At 35.3% G+C, this 18,650-nt stretch carries 18 protein-coding genes; 3 read left to right on the top strand and 15 right to left on the bottom strand.

Translation table 11 applies throughout. The features are described 5' to 3' along the window. Nucleotides 1-4: 4 nt before the first annotated feature. Together BKP45_RS04575 and BKP45_RS04570 are read right to left on the bottom strand one after the other, a co-directional pair. On the bottom strand, nucleotides 5-676 hold the full coding sequence (locus BKP45_RS04575; protein WP_071308570.1) for a DUF421 domain-containing protein: 672 nt from the start codon (nucleotides 674-676) through the stop codon (nucleotides 5-7). Nucleotides 677-904: 228 nt separating this feature from the next. Then, nucleotides 905-2,194: an ArsB/NhaD family transporter gene (locus BKP45_RS04570; RefSeq protein WP_071388535.1), complete on the bottom strand. Its 1,290-nt coding sequence runs from the start codon at nucleotides 2,192-2,194 to the stop codon at nucleotides 905-907. A 549-nt stretch (nucleotides 2,195-2,743) separates the two neighbouring features. Here BKP45_RS04570 and BKP45_RS04565 point away from each other — a divergent pair. Continuing rightward, complete coding sequence (locus tag BKP45_RS04565) at nucleotides 2,744-3,130, top strand: TIGR04086 family membrane protein (protein WP_245747382.1); 387 nt, start codon at nucleotides 2,744-2,746, stop codon at nucleotides 3,128-3,130. Nucleotides 3,131-3,202: 72 nt separating this feature from the next. Here the strand turns inward: BKP45_RS04565 and yajC are convergent, their stop codons facing one another. The 12 genes from yajC to nadB all read right to left on the bottom strand — a co-directional run bounded on the left by yajC (nucleotide 3,203) and on the right by nadB (nucleotide 15,539). After that, complete coding sequence (gene yajC, locus BKP45_RS04560; protein WP_071388534.1) at nucleotides 3,203-3,466, bottom strand: preprotein translocase subunit YajC; 264 nt, start codon at nucleotides 3,464-3,466, stop codon at nucleotides 3,203-3,205. 95 nt (nucleotides 3,467-3,561) lie between these two features. After that, nucleotides 3,562-4,701 (bottom strand): tRNA guanosine(34) transglycosylase Tgt, encoded by a 1,140-nt coding sequence (gene tgt, locus BKP45_RS04555; protein WP_071388533.1) that lies wholly within the window; start codon nucleotides 4,699-4,701, stop codon nucleotides 3,562-3,564. Next, nucleotides 4,701-5,744, bottom strand: a complete 1,044-nt coding sequence (queA, locus tag BKP45_RS04550) for a tRNA preQ1(34) S-adenosylmethionine ribosyltransferase-isomerase QueA (RefSeq protein WP_071388532.1) — start codon at nucleotides 5,742-5,744, stop codon at nucleotides 4,701-4,703. Before queA ends, tgt begins: the two co-directional genes overlap by 1 nt. Before the next feature lie 80 nt (nucleotides 5,745-5,824). After that, on the bottom strand, nucleotides 5,825-6,043 hold the full coding sequence (locus tag BKP45_RS04545; protein ID WP_071388531.1) for a DUF2905 domain-containing protein: 219 nt from the start codon (nucleotides 6,041-6,043) through the stop codon (nucleotides 5,825-5,827). Next, the gene (gene ruvB / locus BKP45_RS04540) at nucleotides 6,044-7,042 is read right to left on the bottom strand and encodes a Holliday junction branch migration DNA helicase RuvB (protein ID WP_071388530.1); all 999 of its coding nucleotides are present in this window, start codon (nucleotides 7,040-7,042) and stop codon (nucleotides 6,044-6,046) included. A gap of 123 nt (nucleotides 7,043-7,165) precedes the next feature. Next, the gene (gene ruvA, locus BKP45_RS04535; RefSeq protein WP_071388529.1) at nucleotides 7,166-7,777 is read right to left on the bottom strand and encodes a Holliday junction branch migration protein RuvA; all 612 of its coding nucleotides are present in this window, start codon (nucleotides 7,775-7,777) and stop codon (nucleotides 7,166-7,168) included. A gap of 207 nt (nucleotides 7,778-7,984) precedes the next feature. Beyond that, a complete protein-coding gene (locus BKP45_RS04530; RefSeq protein ID WP_071389049.1) occupies nucleotides 7,985-8,599 on the bottom strand; it encodes an intercompartmental signaling factor BofC in 615 nt (204 codons plus the stop codon). A 445-nt stretch (nucleotides 8,600-9,044) separates the two neighbouring features. Beyond that, nucleotides 9,045-10,157: a YhcN/YlaJ family sporulation lipoprotein gene (locus BKP45_RS04525; protein WP_071388528.1), complete on the bottom strand. Its 1,113-nt coding sequence runs from the start codon at nucleotides 10,155-10,157 to the stop codon at nucleotides 9,045-9,047. 313 nt (nucleotides 10,158-10,470) lie between these two features. Next, entirely contained in the window at nucleotides 10,471-11,700 is a 1,230-nt protein-coding gene (gene safA, locus BKP45_RS22370) for a SafA/ExsA family spore coat assembly protein (RefSeq protein WP_071388527.1), read from the bottom strand. A 249-nt stretch (nucleotides 11,701-11,949) separates the two neighbouring features. Next, nucleotides 11,950-13,053: a quinolinate synthase NadA gene (gene nadA, locus BKP45_RS04515; RefSeq protein WP_071388526.1), complete on the bottom strand. Its 1,104-nt coding sequence runs from the start codon at nucleotides 13,051-13,053 to the stop codon at nucleotides 11,950-11,952. 42 nt (nucleotides 13,054-13,095) lie between these two features. Then, the gene (gene nadC, locus BKP45_RS04510; protein WP_071388525.1) at nucleotides 13,096-13,929 is read right to left on the bottom strand and encodes a carboxylating nicotinate-nucleotide diphosphorylase; all 834 of its coding nucleotides are present in this window, start codon (nucleotides 13,927-13,929) and stop codon (nucleotides 13,096-13,098) included. Continuing rightward, nucleotides 13,926-15,539 (bottom strand): L-aspartate oxidase, encoded by a 1,614-nt coding sequence (gene nadB, locus BKP45_RS04505; RefSeq protein WP_071388524.1) that lies wholly within the window; start codon nucleotides 15,537-15,539, stop codon nucleotides 13,926-13,928. Before nadB ends, nadC begins: the two co-directional genes overlap by 4 nt. A gap of 295 nt (nucleotides 15,540-15,834) precedes the next feature. On the opposite strand from nadB, the gene BKP45_RS04500 reads away from it, so the two are divergent. Both BKP45_RS04500 and BKP45_RS04495 read left to right on the top strand, forming a co-directional pair. Continuing rightward, entirely contained in the window at nucleotides 15,835-16,959 is a 1,125-nt protein-coding gene (locus tag BKP45_RS04500; RefSeq protein WP_071388523.1) for an IscS subfamily cysteine desulfurase, read from the top strand. A 13-nt stretch (nucleotides 16,960-16,972) separates the two neighbouring features. Further along, complete coding sequence (locus BKP45_RS04495) at nucleotides 16,973-17,518, top strand: transcription repressor NadR (protein WP_071388522.1); 546 nt, start codon at nucleotides 16,973-16,975, stop codon at nucleotides 17,516-17,518. A gap of 246 nt (nucleotides 17,519-17,764) precedes the next feature. Here BKP45_RS04495 and pheA read toward each other — a convergent pair whose 3' ends face one another. Further along, entirely contained in the window at nucleotides 17,765-18,649 is an 885-nt protein-coding gene (gene pheA, locus BKP45_RS04490) for a prephenate dehydratase (RefSeq protein WP_071388521.1), read from the bottom strand. Nucleotide 18,650: the final 1 nt, after the last annotated feature.

Below are 18,650 nucleotides of genomic sequence, written 5' to 3'. Positions count from 1 at the left end.
TTGACTATTTTTCATCTTTTAAATCTACAAAAAAGGTTTGATTGTCATTTAATGAACAAAATGAAATCTTCTTTATATCTCTATACCCAAGCTTTCTTAACTCTTGCCTTAACCAAAGTGGTGTTTTATTGATTCTCTCAAGGTGTTCACTTTGAACTTTTCCGTCTAAAATAAGCGGAAGTGGTAAATTCACTTTTTCTTCATAACTAGGGTATTGTTTTTCTTTTTCTGTCTTCTCTAATACTGAAAGCTTTCCTGATGGTTCTAAAATTGCAAATTCAACATCAGAAACATTTCGTATGTTACTTTGTCTAAGTTGTATCATCAAATCATCAAAATTATAACGTTGCTTTCTCATTTCATCTTCATCTATTTTTCCTTTATTAATCAAAACTGAAGGTTTTCCATCAATCATTTTTCTCAAGTTTTCACTTTTTAAAGATACCCAAGCTAAAGTAATTTGAATAACACATAGTACTAAAATAGGGACAATAGTGTTCATCATTGGGGTCCGTATATTTTCTATAGAGATTACTGCCAATTCTGCAATCATTATTGAAACAACGAAATCTAGAACTGAAAGTTGACCAATTTCCCTTTTACCCATAAAACGTAATACAACTAAGATGATAAAGTAAATTAATAACGTTCTCAAGATTATGGTCGAATAGTCCAACTTTTGATCGCCTCCCTTACTTAGCTTAACGACCAAATTTTAATGATTCACAAACTAATTTACCTTAGTTTGACCAGATTTAGCAAAAAAAATCGGAATGAGAATATGGAAATTTGAACGCAATATAACAAAGAGTAGGAAAGCGAGGGCAGTTTTGAAACTTGGCTTGTAACCATACAAGAACATAGCTACAAGCCAAAAATCAATATCGAATATTGGAGGAAAATATTAATAAAAGTAAATTAAATATCTAAAATAAATATAGATAGTAGAAATAATGAAAGAGACAAGAGCAACCGGGGCCCCAACTTTAAGAAACTCTATATAGCTAAAGGATTGATTAGCTCTAACGGCTAGACCAGCTACAATAACATTAGAAGTTGCACCGATTAATGTAGCATTTCCACCTAAGCAGGCTCCTAATGCCAGTGCCCACCATAGCGGATCTAAGTTTGTCATACCATAATTTTGAAATTCCAAAATAACAGGAATCATAGCTGCTACAAAAGGAATATTGTCAACAAACCCTGATAGTATTCCTGATGACCATAAAATAAGCATTGATGTTTTAGGTAAATCACCCTCAGTATAATAGATGATTGACTTAGCAATTTCATCAATAATCCCAACTTCTTTTAGTCCACCGACTAACATAAACAGTCCGACAAAGAAAAATATTGTTACCCACTCAACTGATTTAAATACTTCTTCCACCTTTTGTTCCTCATAAGTAAGGAGTAAAAGCAACAAAGCCCCTGCCATCGCTACACTAGTTAGTTCAACTTTTAATAATGGTTGAATTATAAATCCCAACGTAGTTACTACAAGAACAGTTACAGACTTAAACAGCAAAGGTTTATTTTTCAAGTATTGACTAGCTGTCACACCCATTAACTTAACCTGATTTTCCTTTGTAACATGAAGCTTATCTCCATAGAAACGTACCATTCCATAAATGACTACAGCAAAAATTATTATTACTACTGGCCCAAGGTTTATCAAGAAATCATTAAAGTTCAAATGCTCAACGGCTTGACCAATCATTAAATTTGGTGGATCACCTATTAAAGTAGCGGTACCACCTATGTTTGAAGCTAAAATTGTCATTAACAAATAAGGAATTGCCGTTATATTTAATAACTTTGTTAATGTTAAAACAATTGGAACAATTAATAAAACAGTTGTAACATTGTTCAAAAAAGCAGAGCCCACACCAGTCAACAAAGATATGACTACTAATAAAGGAATTGGTTTTCCTTTTACTTTTTTCGCAACAGTAATAGCAATATATTCAAAAAATCCACTCTGACTAGTTATGGAAACTAAGATCATCATCGATAGTAAAAGCGTTATTGTATGCCAATCAATATGGTTAATAAAGGCAGCATCTAAGTCTAAAACCCCAAAAAACAACATGAGGACACCACCAATACACGCAACTAAAGCCCGATTTAATTTCTCAGAAATAATTAAGACGTAACTAACGATAAAAATAATAAAGGCGGTGGTTAACTCCATTCTAATCCCCTTTCATAACAACCCATTTCTACATTGTATGAAGGGTTTGTCTCAATTAGAATTTTGAATTCTATTCCTCAAAATTCAATTTATACTTAATAAAGCTGAACTTCAATCAGTGGGGGTTTTCCTTCATCCCCCACTGATTGTTAGTTCAACTTATACCAAAGGCATAAGAATAACTAATCATCAGCTATCACTGATGAAAGTTATTCTATATCGGACCTTTAGGGGCAGTTTATCCCCCACCTAAACTTCTCGATTTTCTTACGTTTTGAGGTGGGGGTCTTACTTGCCCCTTAAGAGTGGGATAAATTTCATAATACAGACTTTAAGTGTCTAGGAGACTAAATCAATTTATAATGGTGCGTTTTCAACTTGATTTAGTTTGCTGCCCTTAAATGAATGAATTATGAAATTCGCTCTATTGTGTAAGCACAACATATCTTACACTTTCAAAAAGTTCTATTTTCTAATTTAATTCTATTTTGGTACAAGACTGAATAAGCTTTAGAAAGCAGAAAAACTGAATGAAAGGAGTAAGATAATTTGGAGAATCGAGGAATTTTCACTTCAATGGTTTACGGACTAATTACTATATTAGTCATAATTCTTTCTGTAAGCTTCATTATTTCTTTACTGCTTAGATTTACATCCCTAACAGAGTCATCATTTAGTTGGATCATTATGATCCTTACATTTGTAGCTTTATTGGTAGGTGGTTTTGTTTCTGGGGGTAAATCTAAACAAAAAGGATGGATGGTCGGCTTAGGGACAGGTCTTCTTTATTCTTTACTAGTATTTTTAGTACAGTTTTTAGGGTACAACAATACGTTTTCGACAGAGCAATATTTATTTCATGGAGGCTATATTTTAACTGCTATTATCGGTGGCGTATTAGGAGTTAATGTTGTAAGAAATTCGAGAATGGTTTAATTTTCATTTTTATCTTTTCAAACTTAAAGGGACTTCCTATGGAAGTCCCTTATTAAAGTTTGCTATGTACACTTAGTCTGGATTAACAACGTCACGTACAGCACTACGATCAAATGTTAATTTTTTGTTATCGTTTACTAATAAAATAACTCTGTCTTCATCAATAGCATCAATTGTCCCATGTAAGCCGCCGATTGTAACGATTTTATCTCCCTTTTTAAGGTCAGCATGCATTTGTTGAACTTTCTTTTGACGCTTTTGCTGCGGACGAATTAAAAGGAAGTAAAAAATCGCGAACATAAATAATAAAGGTAAAATCGCTGTCATAAATTCCATGTTTATTCCCCTCCTTTCTAAATGTTTATAATTAGTTTTAAATATTTCAGCATCAGTATTTATACTACCTTATTATTACTTTTTTTTCAAAAGTTTTAAAAGTTTTTTGCATTCGGTTTATTAAATCCATACATTTCAAAAAATTCTTCTTTAAAATCTAAAAGACGATCTTCACGAATAGCTTCTCGAACTTTCTCCATTAAATTTAACAAAAAGTAGAGATTATGATAAGAGGTTAATCGAAATCCGAAAGTTTCGTCACATTTAACTAGGTGGCGAATATACGCTCTAGTATAATTTTTACAAACATGACAATCACAATTTTCGTCTAATGGAGTAAAATCTCTTGCATACTTTGCATTCCTAACGACAAGCCTACCAGTACTGGTCATACACGTTCCATTTCTTCCAATTCTAGTGGGCAGTACACAATCAAACATATCAATACCACGAATAGCACCATCAATCAAAGCATCCGGTGACCCTACCCCCATTAAATATCGTGGTTTGTCAAATGGTAAATGTGGTGTTGTGAATTCTAATACTCGGTTCATGACGTCCTTAGGTTCGCCTACTGACAGACCTCCAATCGCATAGCCAGGAAAATCTAATGAGACTAAATCCTGTGCACTTAGTTTTCGTAGATCTTCATACTCTCCACCTTGAACAATCCCAAATAGCCCTTGAGCTTCAGGTCTCTTATGCCCTTCTAAACATCGTTCTGCCCACCGACTAGTACGTTCCACCGACTTTAACATATATTCATGTGTTGCAGGATATGGTGGACATTCATCAAAAGCCATCATAATATCGGAACCTAAAGCATTTTGAATTTCCATTGCCCCTTCAGGACTTAAAAATAATTTTTCCCCATTTAGGTGATTTCTAAAATTTACTCCCTCTTCCTCTATTTTTCGAAGAGCACTTAAACTAAAAACTTGAAAGCCTCCAGAATCAGTCAAGATAGGTCGATCCCAATTCATAAACTTATGTAAACCACCAGCTTCTTTCACAATTTCATGACCAGGTCTAAGCCACAAATGATATGTATTACTTAGTATAATTTGTGAGCCGATCTCTTTCAACTCTTCTGGACTCATTGTTTTCACTGTAGCTAATGTTCCAACTGGCATGAAAATAGGTGTTTCAAACGTGCCATGTGGTGTATGAACTTTACCTAAACGGGCTCCTGATTGGCGACAAGTTTTTATATGTTCATAGCGTATAGCAACCATCAATTTTTGCTCCCTTCTATGATTAACATAGCATCCCCAAAGCTAAAAAAACGATATCTTTCTTTTACTGCTTCCTTATATGCGTGTAGAGTATGGTCAGTTCCAGCTAATGCACTAACAAGCATTATCAATGTAGACTTTGGTAGATGAAAGTTAGTAATTAATGCATTAATCCCTTTAAATTTATATCCAGGGTAAATAAAGATATTTGTCCATCCTGAGCTTTCCGTAAATTTACCACCATTAGCTTGGGCAATTGTTTCTAATGTTCTAGTCGATGTAGTTCCGACTGAAACGATTTTATTACCATTCTTTTTTGCCTTATTTAATGTTTCAGCCGCTTCACAACTCATTTGATAAAATTCAGCGTGCATTTCATGATCTTCAATTGTATCTACACTTACGGGGCGAAACGTACCCAAACCAACATGTAATGTAATATATACAATCTCTACTCCTTTTGATGCGATCTTATCTAATAGTTCTTCTGTAAAATGAAGACCTGCCGTTGGAGCAGCGGCAGAACCACGATGCTTAGCATAAACCGTTTGATATCTTTCTCGATCTTCTAACTTTTCAGTTATATAAGGTGGTAGAGGCATTTCTCCTAAGGAATCTAAAATTTCATGAAAAATTCCTTCGTATTGAAATTCGATGATTCTTCCCCCATGTTCTAACTCTTCTTTACAAATACCCCTCAGTCGTCCATCGCCAAAAGTAACAATAGTCCCTTTGCGCACTCTTTTAGCAGGCTTTACTAGTGTTTCCCATTGATTTTTTTCCATTTGTTTAAGTAACAAAAATTCTATGTTCGCTCCCGTATCCTCCTTCGTCCCATAAAGGCGTGCCGGTAATACTCGAGTATCGTTTAAAACGAGACAATCTCCTTCACTTAAATAATCAATGACATCTGAGAATATTCGATGGTGAATGTCACCTGATGAGCGGTCTAAGACCATTAACCGAGAAGAGGTACGTTCCAATAGTGGGGTTTGAGCAATTAACTCTTCTGGTAAATAAAAATCAAAATCTTTAACTTCCATATTCAATATTCACCTTTTCTAATTTGAAATTAACAGCTTTAAGCATACATAAAAAAATAGATAGTTGACAAGTTAAATTTTTAACGAAACCTACCAATAAAATATAGGATTAACGAAATAACAACACTTAAAACAATAGATGTAACAATTGGGAAATAAAATGTTGTATTCCCTTTTTTAAAGAGAATATCCCCAGGTAATTTCCCTATAGGTAAAAACCTTCCACCTACTGACCATAAAAAACCAATAAAAATTAATACAATACCGACAATAATAAGTAATTTAGGTATATTGGGCATTTAATCTGGAACCTCCATTTGAAAGTGCTCATATACTTTATGAGTTACTACTCTCCCTCTAGGAGTACGTTGCAAAAAACCAATTTGTAATAAATACGGTTCGTACACATCTTCAATTGTGTGTGCCTCTTCTCCTATCGTAGCTGCAATTGTATCAAGTCCCACAGGCCCACCACGAAATTTTTCTATAATCCCTTTTAAAAGTTTATGATCAATATGATCTAACCCTAGACGGTCAACTTGTAGTCTTTCTAAAGCATCTATTGCCAAATCGAAGTCAATTTGACTAAACCCTTGCACTTGAGCAAAATCACGTACCCTTCTCAATAAACGGTTGGCAATCCTTGGCGTTCCTCTTGAGCGTCTAGCTAGCTCCTCACTTGCAGTTTCTCCAATATCCATCTGATAAATTTCTGCAGTTCTTGAAACAATTTTTTTTAGGTCTTCAGTTGTATAATAGTCTAGTCTTGACAACACGCCAAACCGATCTCTTAACGGAGATGACAATAGACCAGCCCTGGTCGTTGCACCAATTAATGTAAAGGGTGGCAAATCAAGACGCACTGATCTAGCTGTTGGTCCTTTTCCTATAACAATATCTAAACAAAAATCCTCCATAGCTGGATAAAGAACTTCTTCGACCACTCGATTTAGTCGGTGAATTTCATCAATAAACAAAACGTCACCTGGTTCAAGAGAAGTTAAAATAGCAGCTAAATCACCTGGCCTCTCAATGGCAGGACCTGATGTAGTTTTTATTGAAACGTTCATTTCATGAGCGATAATTGTCGCTAATGTTGTTTTCCCTAGTCCAGGTGGTCCATATAATAAAACATGATCTAATGCTTCGTTTCTTAATTTAGCCGCTTCTATAAATACCTTCAAATTATTTTTAACTTTTTTTTGACCAATATATTGTGATAGTAGCTGGGGTCGTAGTTGATTTTCTATCGTTTCTTCTTCTTCTTGAACGTCCGCAGAAATCATTCTCTCATCCATTTTCTAACCTCCTCGAGGTAAATTTCATATTTAATGAATTTCATATTTGGCTTACTTTCGCTACTATGATATTAAATGTAGCTCCATTTAGGTACTTATGAAATTCACTTAGGTAAGTAAAATTTATATTTTTAAAAGGTATTGTAGTGCCTTTTTTATGTATTGATCAGTTGACAACTCTTCTTTTGCTAACTTCGGAGTAATTTTTTTAATTTCTTTTTCAACATATCCTAATGCTTTTAAAGCCTCAATTGCATCTTCTAATTGTGATGAAATCTCACTTGTACTTTGATCTAATGGCAGATTGTAGACTGGTCCAATTAAACTAGGCATAAAATCTGTTAATTTTCCTTTTAAATCTAAGATCATCTGCCTTGCAGTTTTCTTACCTACCCCTGGAAATTTCGTTAAAAACTGTTCATTCTCATCCTCTATAGCCGATACTACTTGTTGTGGCTCTCCAGATGCTAAAATTGCTAAAGCTCCCTTCGGACCAATCCCTGATACATTCAATAATTTTTCGAATAGGGCTCTTTCATCCCTAGATCGAAATCCAAATAGTTTACTTGCATCTTCACGAACGTAATGATATGTATAAACAATAACTTCTGTATTCATGTCACCTGTATAAATATAGGGATTGGCACAAAATACTTGATAACCTACTCCGTTTACATCGATAACAACATATTGCAAATCTATATAGTTAACTTTCCCTTTTACAAATTCAATCATTAATACCTCTCCATTCTTAAAAAGCGAACATCTATTTGTTTTTCATTTTACCAATAAAAGAACCATTAATAAAGTTGAACTTCAAACTCATTTTCTGAAGCTCGGATTGGGTCATTATGAAATTCAATCATATACAAAAAACAGGCTGATTAAAGGGACATTCTTATTCCACATAGAGTAGAAAGTCCTTTCAATCAGCCTTTTCACTTACATTTCCTGTTTTGCATATTTCTTGTACATTTTTAAAACCTCTTCATATCGATCCCTCGATAACACTGGGATGCCTTTTTGAAGCTCTTTTTGTTGATGACTTTTAAGTTCTTTTGTATTTATCTGGAAAAAAGATTGAATTATTTTTTCATCCGAAGGTTTTCCTTCATAAATAGTCAAAGTACCTTCGTCAGTAATACCAAAATACCCATTTATTTTTAATAAAGGGGAAATATCGTCAATTCTTTGCATAAACACTACTTGAGTTTCATCTTGATCTACTAATTCCCAATCGGAATATTCTGCCCAAAAATCTTCCATCGATAAAATGGTTTCATCTACAATTTCTTCGCTAATTTCTCCATCCAAATAAATCCTCTCTAACACCACACGAACTGATTTAGGATTCAAAGCTTCATAAACAATTGTAGGACCTATTTTCTTTTCTCTTTCACTTGCTTCTCGAATAAAAGGAATGTCTACTGCTGTTTCAGCTATTCGTACATTTGACTGTAAATTAACAATCATCAAACTGCTAATAATAAAACTAACAATAAATAGACCTATTATTTTTGGGTATTTTTTCATTAAATGGACTCGCTTGATTCCCATTATAACACCACCATAATAAATAAAATTAAATGTACTCATCATTCATTATTCTCGCCACCAAGATACTAAATCCAGTTACGTTAAACCGCTTGTAACTAGATATAGATTTAAGCACTCGGTTTTGGTAATTTTAATTTCACTTTTAAAAAACCAACCAAATTCTAAGCAGTACAAAAAGTCTTTATGACTGGCTAGATTATATTATCACCAATCATAAAGACTTTTATCCTTTTTTTCTATTTTATGTATTTTAATGAGTGAATTTCAGTTTCAATACATTTAATTTTACATATAGATGCCTAGCTTCTAATGGTGAGGCTTTCATTTGCTTATTTAGATGGATCTTCCCGAAGGTGTTTTTATTAAAACAGCTCGAACTGAAGGCTAGATACACATAGGACATGACAAAGAGGCTAGCCATCTAGCCTCTTTGCCTATTTACTTTTTATCGAGTACGTTCAAACGGACGTTGAATTGCTCGTCCAAAATCTCTGAACATTTCATTAATAGTTGCTCCTACTTCTTCTAAAGGTTCGCCAGCTCGTAGTCTATCGTCAGCTGTACGTACTTGGTCAAATTGTCCACGATCAGTTACAACAATAACTTCTTTATCATCAGCGAGGTCACCAACACTTTGTCGAACATCTTTTTCAATACGTTTTGTATCTTGACCATTAGCGTCAACACCAACAATAATTTTATTTTCATGAACAATTACTCGTGAATCCCTTACATTTTCTACATCAGCTACTTTACCACTAATTCTTTGTACTGTAGCTGTGTCATACCCATGAGGATACGCAAAACCTCCCATTTCTGTTCTACCAGTTTGACCTAAGCCACCAACTCCTTGACGACCAGTTGTTCCACGACCGCGTAAAATTCCACGGTCATCAACGTAACCTTCTCGGTCACCTACAACACCAGCACCACCGAAGCCCGGCCCATGCCCCATACCAGGTGTATAACCTGTACCAGCTCCACCAAAGCCTGTTCCATGACCACGTACACCTAAACCAGCGCCTTGACCCACTCCAGTACCATAGCCAGTTCCAAAGCCACCAAAGCCTCCACCATGACCACGTACACCTAAACCAGCGCCTTGGCCTGCTCCTATTCCTACATCGCCAGCGCCTGTTCCACGCATACCTAAACCAGCACCTTGACCTGCTCCTATTCCTACTCCACCAGCGCCTGTTCCACGCATACCTAAACCAGCACCTTGGCCTGCTCCTATTCCTACTCCACCAGCGCCTGCTCCTACTCCACGACCTGGCCCAGTCATACCTCTTTCGCCTGCTAAGCCCGTTGCAGGATGTCTACCATCTCTCCCAAGACCTCTTGCCCCTCGTCGATCATCACGTGTAAACATATCAGTAATTGGACCTTCACCTGCACGTTGACCGGTAAAACCAGCACGTTCCTCAGTTGTATGGTAACCAAATCCACGTTGATCACCACCACCTAAACCACGCGCACCATCTTGACCAACTCCACAACCAACTAATGCCCCCATCAATATTGTTGCTGCTGATAATGTAATCGCAATTTTTTTCATTGGTTTAATTCCTCCTTTCACATTTAATTTGTCATTCTTATCATAAATTTAATCTGTTATATCTAGGAAGTTCGGGAGGATTTTTGAATGTAATACACTAAATAAAACGACACACTGGAAAGTACTTGATATAGTCACTTATTTCTTTCGATTTTTCTATGTAAGAAAGTTAAACTTAAAGAAGTCATTGACGTCAGAAACTTGACTGAAGTGCTCGAACCGATGGCGCCTGAGCTAGACAGTTTCCAAGTTAGAAATTTATAAATTCTGATTATGAAACAAAGCTAGCCCTATAAGGACTAGCTTTTGAATATTAATCTTTATTATCATCATCCTCGTCTTCAGAACGAACTTGTTGTTGAAAGTGCTGGCTAAATTGTGGTGAATGAGGTTGATACATTGGGTATGGTGTATAACCCCATTGTGGTTGTGGCATCATTTGTGCATTTACTGGTGAAACAGGTTGTTGATACATGGTAACATCTCCATATTGCGGATGTGCTGTTGGTTGTCCCCAAGAATTCGGCATTTGCATTGGCGGCATTTGCATTCCAGGATATGGAGGTAATGTCGTCATTCCGGTCGGAGTACCATCTTCAATATCTTGTTCATCAAAATCCACATCTTCTGGCATATAGCTCCATGGTTGTTGCTGTATTGGTCCAACTCCATATGGGCTAGCTTGTGGCTGTGGATACGTAGGCATTGGTGGCATTGGCATTCCTGGCATTGGTGCTCCCATTGGTCCTTGCGGATAACCATATGTCCCTACAGGCGGCATCATTGGGTATTGTGGATATGCTTGGTATTGTTGAACTACTGGTGGTACTTGATATGAACATCCAGGTATTATCCCTGTCACTGGATAACATTGTTGCGGCGTTGGATATTTCGGTGGCTCCGCCTTTATTACAGGTTCTTTTATTGGTTTTAATGGTTTTGAAATTTCTTTTTTATGTGGTGGTACTGGTGGTACCACTGGTTTTGGCTTCTCAACCTTTGGAATTTCCTTTACTGGTACTTTTGGTGGTGCTGGTACTTTTGGTGGCGCTGGTACTTTTGGTGGTGCTGGCATTTTTGGTGGTGCTGGTACTTTTGGTGGCGCTGGTACTTTTGGTGGCGCTGGTACTTTTGGTGGTGGAGCTACCATTGGCTTATAAATATTAAAATTCATATTCATATTATGAAGATATTGTTCCTGAGTAATTGGTATTTGAATTGGTTGCGGGTGTATTGGTTGTTGAATTACTGGTTCTGGCTTTTTCACTACTTCTGGTGCAGGCGGTGGTACTTTTACTTCTTTCTTTGGAACTGGTACTTCCTTAGGTTTTGGTTGTTCTTTAATAACTATCGGTTCTTCTTTCTTAGGAACCTGTTTTTTTACAGGAACACCAGCAGTAGGAATTTTTATTTTCATTCCTGGCATAATGACATCTGGATTGCTAAGATGATTATTGACTGCTTTGAGTTGTTCAAAATCTACATTGTATTTCTTAGCTAAATTCCATAAAGTATCTCCTTGCTGAACAATATGAATTTTCACGTTACATTCCCTCCTTAAGCTAATTCCTCAGCAAAAGTATTTATTTTCTTTAGTTTCATGCCTACGTTCAAAAATACTCTTCAGCACAATTTATGCAGAAAAAAAGTTAGATATAACCAATTGAATATCATTTCTTTTTAACAGTTCTACATTGTACCCGAGCTTTTTTAATTCCTCTTATAAAAATAAATGAGCATAGAGATTGTCTCTATGCTCATTTATTTTTATTAAATTCTAATTTTTTAATTATTAAGATCTATGAAGCATTCTATCGACTGCTTTTACTGCATCTTTAGCAACGTCTTTATTAACAATGATTTGGTTGATCGGATTCCCTTTTTCAATACTTTCTAACGACCATAATAAGTGAGCCAAGTCAATACGATTCATCGTAAGACATGGGCACATATTCGGATTTAGGGACATAACTTTCTTGTCAGCATGAATTTGGGCTAGCCTCTTAACTAAATTCATTTCTGTACCAACAGCCCAAACAGTATCCGGATCGGCTTCTTGAAGTTTATCAATAATATAGTTCGTTGAACCAGCAAAGTCTGCTAGTTGAACCACATCATGAGTACATTCAGGGTGAACAATTATATTTATATCTTTATATTGATTTCGCATTTCTTCAATGTTTTCTACGGTAAATTTCTCGTGAACAGAGCAATAACCTTTCCATAAAACAACTTTAATGTTATTTACATCTCCTTCAAACTGTAACTCTTCAAGTTCTGGATCCCAAATAGCCATATTTTCTAATGAGATACCTAATTCACATGCTGTATTTCTACCCAAATGTTGGTCTGGTAAAAAGAAAACTCTTTCTTTTTTCGTAAATGCCCACTCTACCATATTTTTTGCATTTGAAGAAGTTACAGTAGCACCCCCATTCCTCCCACAAAAAGCTTTTATTTCTGCTGTACTATTTACATAGGTTAGCGGTAATAACGTATCACCAAATATATGTTGAAGTTTTGTCCACGCAAGGTTTGTCTGTTCTATATTGGCCATATCTGCCATCGAACAGCCTGCTCTCATATCAGGTAAAAATACTTTTTGATTTTCGTTTGTCAAAATATCTGCTGTTTCTGCCATAAAATGAACTCCGCAAAAAACAATAAATTCAGCTTGGGTATTGTTTGCAGAAAGTTGTGCTAGTTTTAATGAATCTCCAGTGTCATCGGCAAATTGTATAACTTCATCCTTCTGATAATGATGTCCTGGAATATACAAACGCGTGCCAAATTTCGCTTTAATTTCCCTAATTCTAGCTTCCATTTCTTCTATATTCATATTTTTATAATGATCTGGAATTTGAATTGTTTCATTCATTACTTCTAAAATACTCACGACTCCATCCCCTTTTTATAATGTCAAAATACAAAAACAATTCTAAACTTCTATATTAAAACTAATATCTAAGGCTTTTACTGAATGAGTTAAAAAGCCTAAAGAAATATAATCTACATTCGTTAATGAGTAACTCCCGATATTGTCTAATGTTATCCCACCAGAAGCTTCCGTCACAATTCCTTTAGGTACAAGCTTCAAGAGTTCAAAGATTTCCTCTGGAGTTCGGTTGTCAAACATAATAATATCTGCTTGTGCTTTTACAGCAGCAATAACATCCTCAGTAGATTCTGTTTCCACTTCAACTTTTACTGTATGGCCAAGCCTCTCTCGGACTTTCTTTACTGCATTTTCAATTCCACCACTAGCAGAAATATGATTATCTTTAATCATGACAGCATCATATAAACCAAAACGGTGATTATAACCACCACCACATGTAACTGCATATTTTTCAAACATTCTTAATCCTGGTGTTGTTTTCCTAGTGTCACATATTTTCGTATGATTACCTTGTAGATTTCCAACTGCTTTTTTCGTTATTGTTGCAATACCACTCATTCGTTGCAATAAATTAAGTATTACACGTTCTCCCATTAATAAGTCTAAAACAGGACCTTCGACCAAGGCTATTTTTTCACCTTTTTTAACTTCTGTGCTATCTTTGATTGTAAAATCGACTGAAATTCGGTCATTTAGTAGTTTAAAACCTTGTTCAACAACTTCTGTACCACAAAAAATACCATCATCTTTACAAATAAATTCACCATATCCATAATCTTTTTCTGAAAAAATTGATTCACTAGTTAAATCACCAAGTCCTAAGTCTTCCTCGAAAAAACCCTGTATAGACGACTTTAATTTTAATTTATTCACGAAATGGACAACTCCTTTTTAACCTTAGGTAATGATTGTTCAATAAGATCATCATATTCGTGAAACTTTTCACGAAATAAAACACCATTAACACTAACATTTTTAAAACCAACCCAGCGCTGGTCATTCGTTTTGGGAAAATCTATTCGATAATGGCCACCACGGCTTTCATTTCTTTTAAGACTTGCATTTGCAATTAAATTTCCGACAATTAGCATGTTGCAAATTGTTTTTTCATGAATAGACAAATGCAAATGATTTTGTTCTTCATAGATATTTTTAAATTGATTGAACCATGTAATTGCTCGCTTTAAGTCTTTTTCATTTCGAATAATTCCGACATAACGATCCATAACATTTTGAATCTGTTCAATCGTAGGGAGATTCAAAAGAACTGACGAAGGTACCTTTACGTTTAACTTTACATCGTATGACCGTTGTTTTCTTGCTAATAAAATTGTCTTTGCGAGTTGTTCTGCAAAGACAACAGCCTCTAACAAAGAATTACTTGCTAGCCGATTTGCACCATGAACCCCAGTATTTGCACATTCACCAACAGCATATAAATTTTTCACTGTTGTTTCACCATTTTCATTTACCTTTATACCACCCATGATAAAATGTGCACCAGGTTCAACTGAGATTAATCCCTTTTCTAGTACCCCTGTATGTTTGCACATGTTAGTAATTGATGGAAAACGTTCTTTAAAATTCCTTATGTTTTTTATATCTAAATAAACTGTTTCGCTTTTTTGTCTTATTTTAAAAATTTCTCTAGCAACAATATCACGAGGGGCTAAATCTTCCAATTGGTGCTTACCTTGCATTAGATAGTTGCCATCTTCGGTTACAAGCTTTGCTCCCTCACCTCGTACAGCTTCTGAGATTAAACCTAGACAATTGCCACCAACCATCATTAACGTCGGATGAAATTGAATAAATTCCATATCGGCTATCGCAGCACCTGCTCGATAAGCCATAGTTATCCCATCTCCTGTTGCTTCCTTACAGTTAGATGTAACTTTATATAATTGTCCGATCCCACCGGTTGCTAAAATTACGTGATCAGCTTCTATGAAACATAAATTTTCATTTAGATCTTTTATATAGACTCCACGGCACCCCCCGTTTTCTACATGTAAATCATATGCCGTTGAATCTTCTATAACATTTATTTTTGAGAGGACATTTGCAATAACTGACTCTACCATTACCTTACCAGTTGCATCTCCACCCGCATGAAGGACTCTTCTTACTCTATGAGCCCCTTCCATTCCTAGTGAAAATTCATTTTTTTCATCTCTATCAAAACTTACACCAATCTCTACAAGCTTCTTTATGAGAGTGGTACCTTTTTTTACAAGGAGTTCTGTTGCTTTTTTTTCATTATGATAACCACCAGCAACAACAGTATCTTGAAAATGGTTTTTCCAATGATCTTCCTTTGCTACTGCCGCAGCAATGCCGCCTTGTGCGAGGATTGAGTTACTATGAGCCAACTTAGTTTTTGTGACAAGTGCCACATTGTATTTTTCACAAAGGTAATACGCTGTCATTAGTCCGGCCAACCCACTGCCAATAATAACAACATCAGTTTTCATTACATTCATACTCACCCTCCTAAAATTAGAAGATAATAATCGTTACGTAAAGCCTTATCAAAATAGAAGTATGACACTTATCTCGTAAAACATATTCCAATGAATGTCTACAACTGTCTTGACACCTATATTTACATAATTTTAAACTAGTGACAAGACTTTTTTTTAGTAAGGAAAAGTTATATTATCTTTTAATAAAGAGAAAACCTTACTACAAGTAGTCTTCAAGTAAGGTTTTCTAATTATTGTGTTAAATTTGACAATATTAACCAATTTAAATACCCAGTAAAGAAGGTGACTTATTATGATTTATTTGGATTATTGTGCAACAACTCCTATGTCAGATAGTGCTTTAGAAGTTTTTATAAAAGCATCAAAAGAATTCTACGGAAATCCTAGTAGCCTTCACGACGTCGGTACAAAAGCTAAAAGTCTTTTAGAACAATCTAGAAAGGCAATTGCCAGTTGTGTCAACACAGAGGCAAAAGGGATCTATTTCACAGGTGGTGGATCAGATTCTAATAACCTAGCCATAAAATCTTTAGTTAAAGGGAAAAAAGGTCATATTATTACAACAAGTATTGAACATTTTTCGGTATTAAATACTTTTACTCAATTAGAAGAAGAAGGCTTCGAAATCACCTTCCTAGATGTAGACAAATATGGGGTTGTTAGTCTCGATACAGTAAAACAAGCAATAAAAGATAATACTGTTCTTGTTTCAATTTGTTATGCTAATTCAGATATCGGTACAATCCAAAATATCAGTCAAATTGGCGCTTTTTTAAAAGATGAAAATATTCTATTTCACAGTGATTGTGTCCAAGCTTTTGGTAAGATACCTATAGATATTACGAGCTTAAACGTAGATAGTATTTCATTATCAAGTCATAAAATCTATGGACCGAAAGGAGTAGGGGCAGTTTATATTTCTCCTAAGGTATCTTGGAAACCAGTAATTCCAAACACATCCCATGAAAGTGGATTTCGAGCAGGAACAGTAAATGTGCCTGCTATCGCAAGCTTCGCACAAGCAGCTATAGAGATTTGCGAAAATATGGAAGTTGAACAGTTACGTTTAAAGCAATTAAGTCAACAATTATTATCATTATTATCAAATAACTGTGTTACCCATAGTTTAATCGGGCACCCAGATGAACGACTAAGTCACCATTTATCCTTAAGGGTTCATGGTATAGAAGGGCAATATACAATGCTAGAACTAAACAGGAAAAATATTGCTGTATCCACTGGGACAGCTTGTAAAGTTGAAGGGCAAAATGCATCTAAAACAATGCTTCAATTAGGATACAAAAAAGACGCCTCCAGGGAACTCATTAGAATATCAATGGGTAAACATACGACAGAAGCACACATTATAGAAACTGCAAATGCAATTAAAGATATAGTAGAAACTACGTTACCATAAGGGGGCTACTTGGATGAAACAACAACAAGACAAAATCTTAGGGGAAGAACGGAGAGACTTGTTATTACAATGGCTTATGGAAACAGATTCACCTATTACTGGAAATGATTTAGCAACGAAAACAAATGTTAGTCGGCAGGTCATTGTTCAAGACATTTCGATATTAAAAGCAAGAAATTACCCAATCTTAGCTACTTCACAAGGCTATATTTTTATTAAAGAACAACTAAAAGTTGATTTACACTCAAAGGTAATCGCTTGTAAGCATTCACCGGAAGATACAATTCATGAATTAAATATTATCGTAGATCACGGAGGAATTGTTAAAGACGTTGTTGTCGAACATCAAGTCTACGGTGAGATTACCGCTTCCTTAATGATACGAAATCGTAAGGACGTAAAGGAGTTCATTTCAAAGATAAATTCAACTAATGCCTCACTTTTATCACAACTCACTGGAGGCGTTCACCTTCATACAATTGAGGCAAGAACACAAGAAGAACTTAATGAAATATGTATTGCTTTAGCCCAAGCAGGTTATTTGTTAGAGGATAATTAGGACGATTCCGGCCAAATAAGAAAAGCACAAGCGTGGTAGCTCTAGATGGAAATAATTGCACTTCCACGACTTGTAGCATGGCTCTAATGTGCCCTTCCACAAAACAGTGTTTCGTCGACGATATCTTGCGGCGAGTAATCGCAGAAGCAATGAAGCAAGGAGTTACAGCTTTCTAACCTCGAATTTTATAAATCTTATTTTCAAAAAAACACGAGAAAACGCTAGGAAAAGCGTTTTCTCGTGTTTTTACGTTTCTACTCTGATTTCATCTACTTTTTTTGATAATGAATAACAAGGATAACTTCCTAATAGAGTTACTTGACACTTAAGGGCTTCAAGTTCAGCAATAACCCCTGGAATTAATACTTCATCCATTTTCATAGCGACATCAATAACAAAGAAATAATTGCCAAGCCCCGTTTTCATAGGCCTGGATTCTATCTTCGAAAGGTTTAACTTTCTCCAGGCAAACGCTGACAGTACATGATGAAGGGCTCCTGGATAATCTGCAGGCAAAGTAACCATTAATGTAGTTTTATCACCAATATAGTGTGAAGGAGATTCTGGCATACTACTACTTTCATTTTTTAATATAACAAAGCGTGTATGGTTATTTTCATAATCGTGTATGTTTTTTTCGGCAACAACTAAGTTGTATTCTTTGGCAGCTAGCTCATTCGCTATTGCAGCAATAGGCTGATCAGGATTTTGTGCTACATAATCTGCTGCAGAACCAGTAGAGTTCGTATATTCAAATTCCGCATCCGGTAATAAAGAGCGTAAAAATTTATGACATTGTGCGATTGCATGTGGGTGTGAATATACTTTCTTAATAGCCGTCCAATTTTTAATATTATTGCTATGAATTAAAAGTTGCTGTTCAATTGGCACTGTAATTTCACCGTTAATTAATAATTTTTGATTATGAATTAAATAATCTAATGTTAAGTTAACTGATCCTTCGATTGTATTTTCAATAGGAACTACGGCAAAATCCACTATATTCTTCGATACTGCATCCATACAATCCGGAATCGTACGGAAAGGTATTCGTTCGTCACTCGGAAATACTGATATAGTAGCCATCTCAGTAAATGTTCCTTTAGGACCTAAATAAGCAATTTTATTCATT

Source organism: Anaerobacillus alkalidiazotrophicus, assembly GCF_001866055.1.
This window is presented reverse-complemented; position numbering and strand designations above follow the sequence as displayed.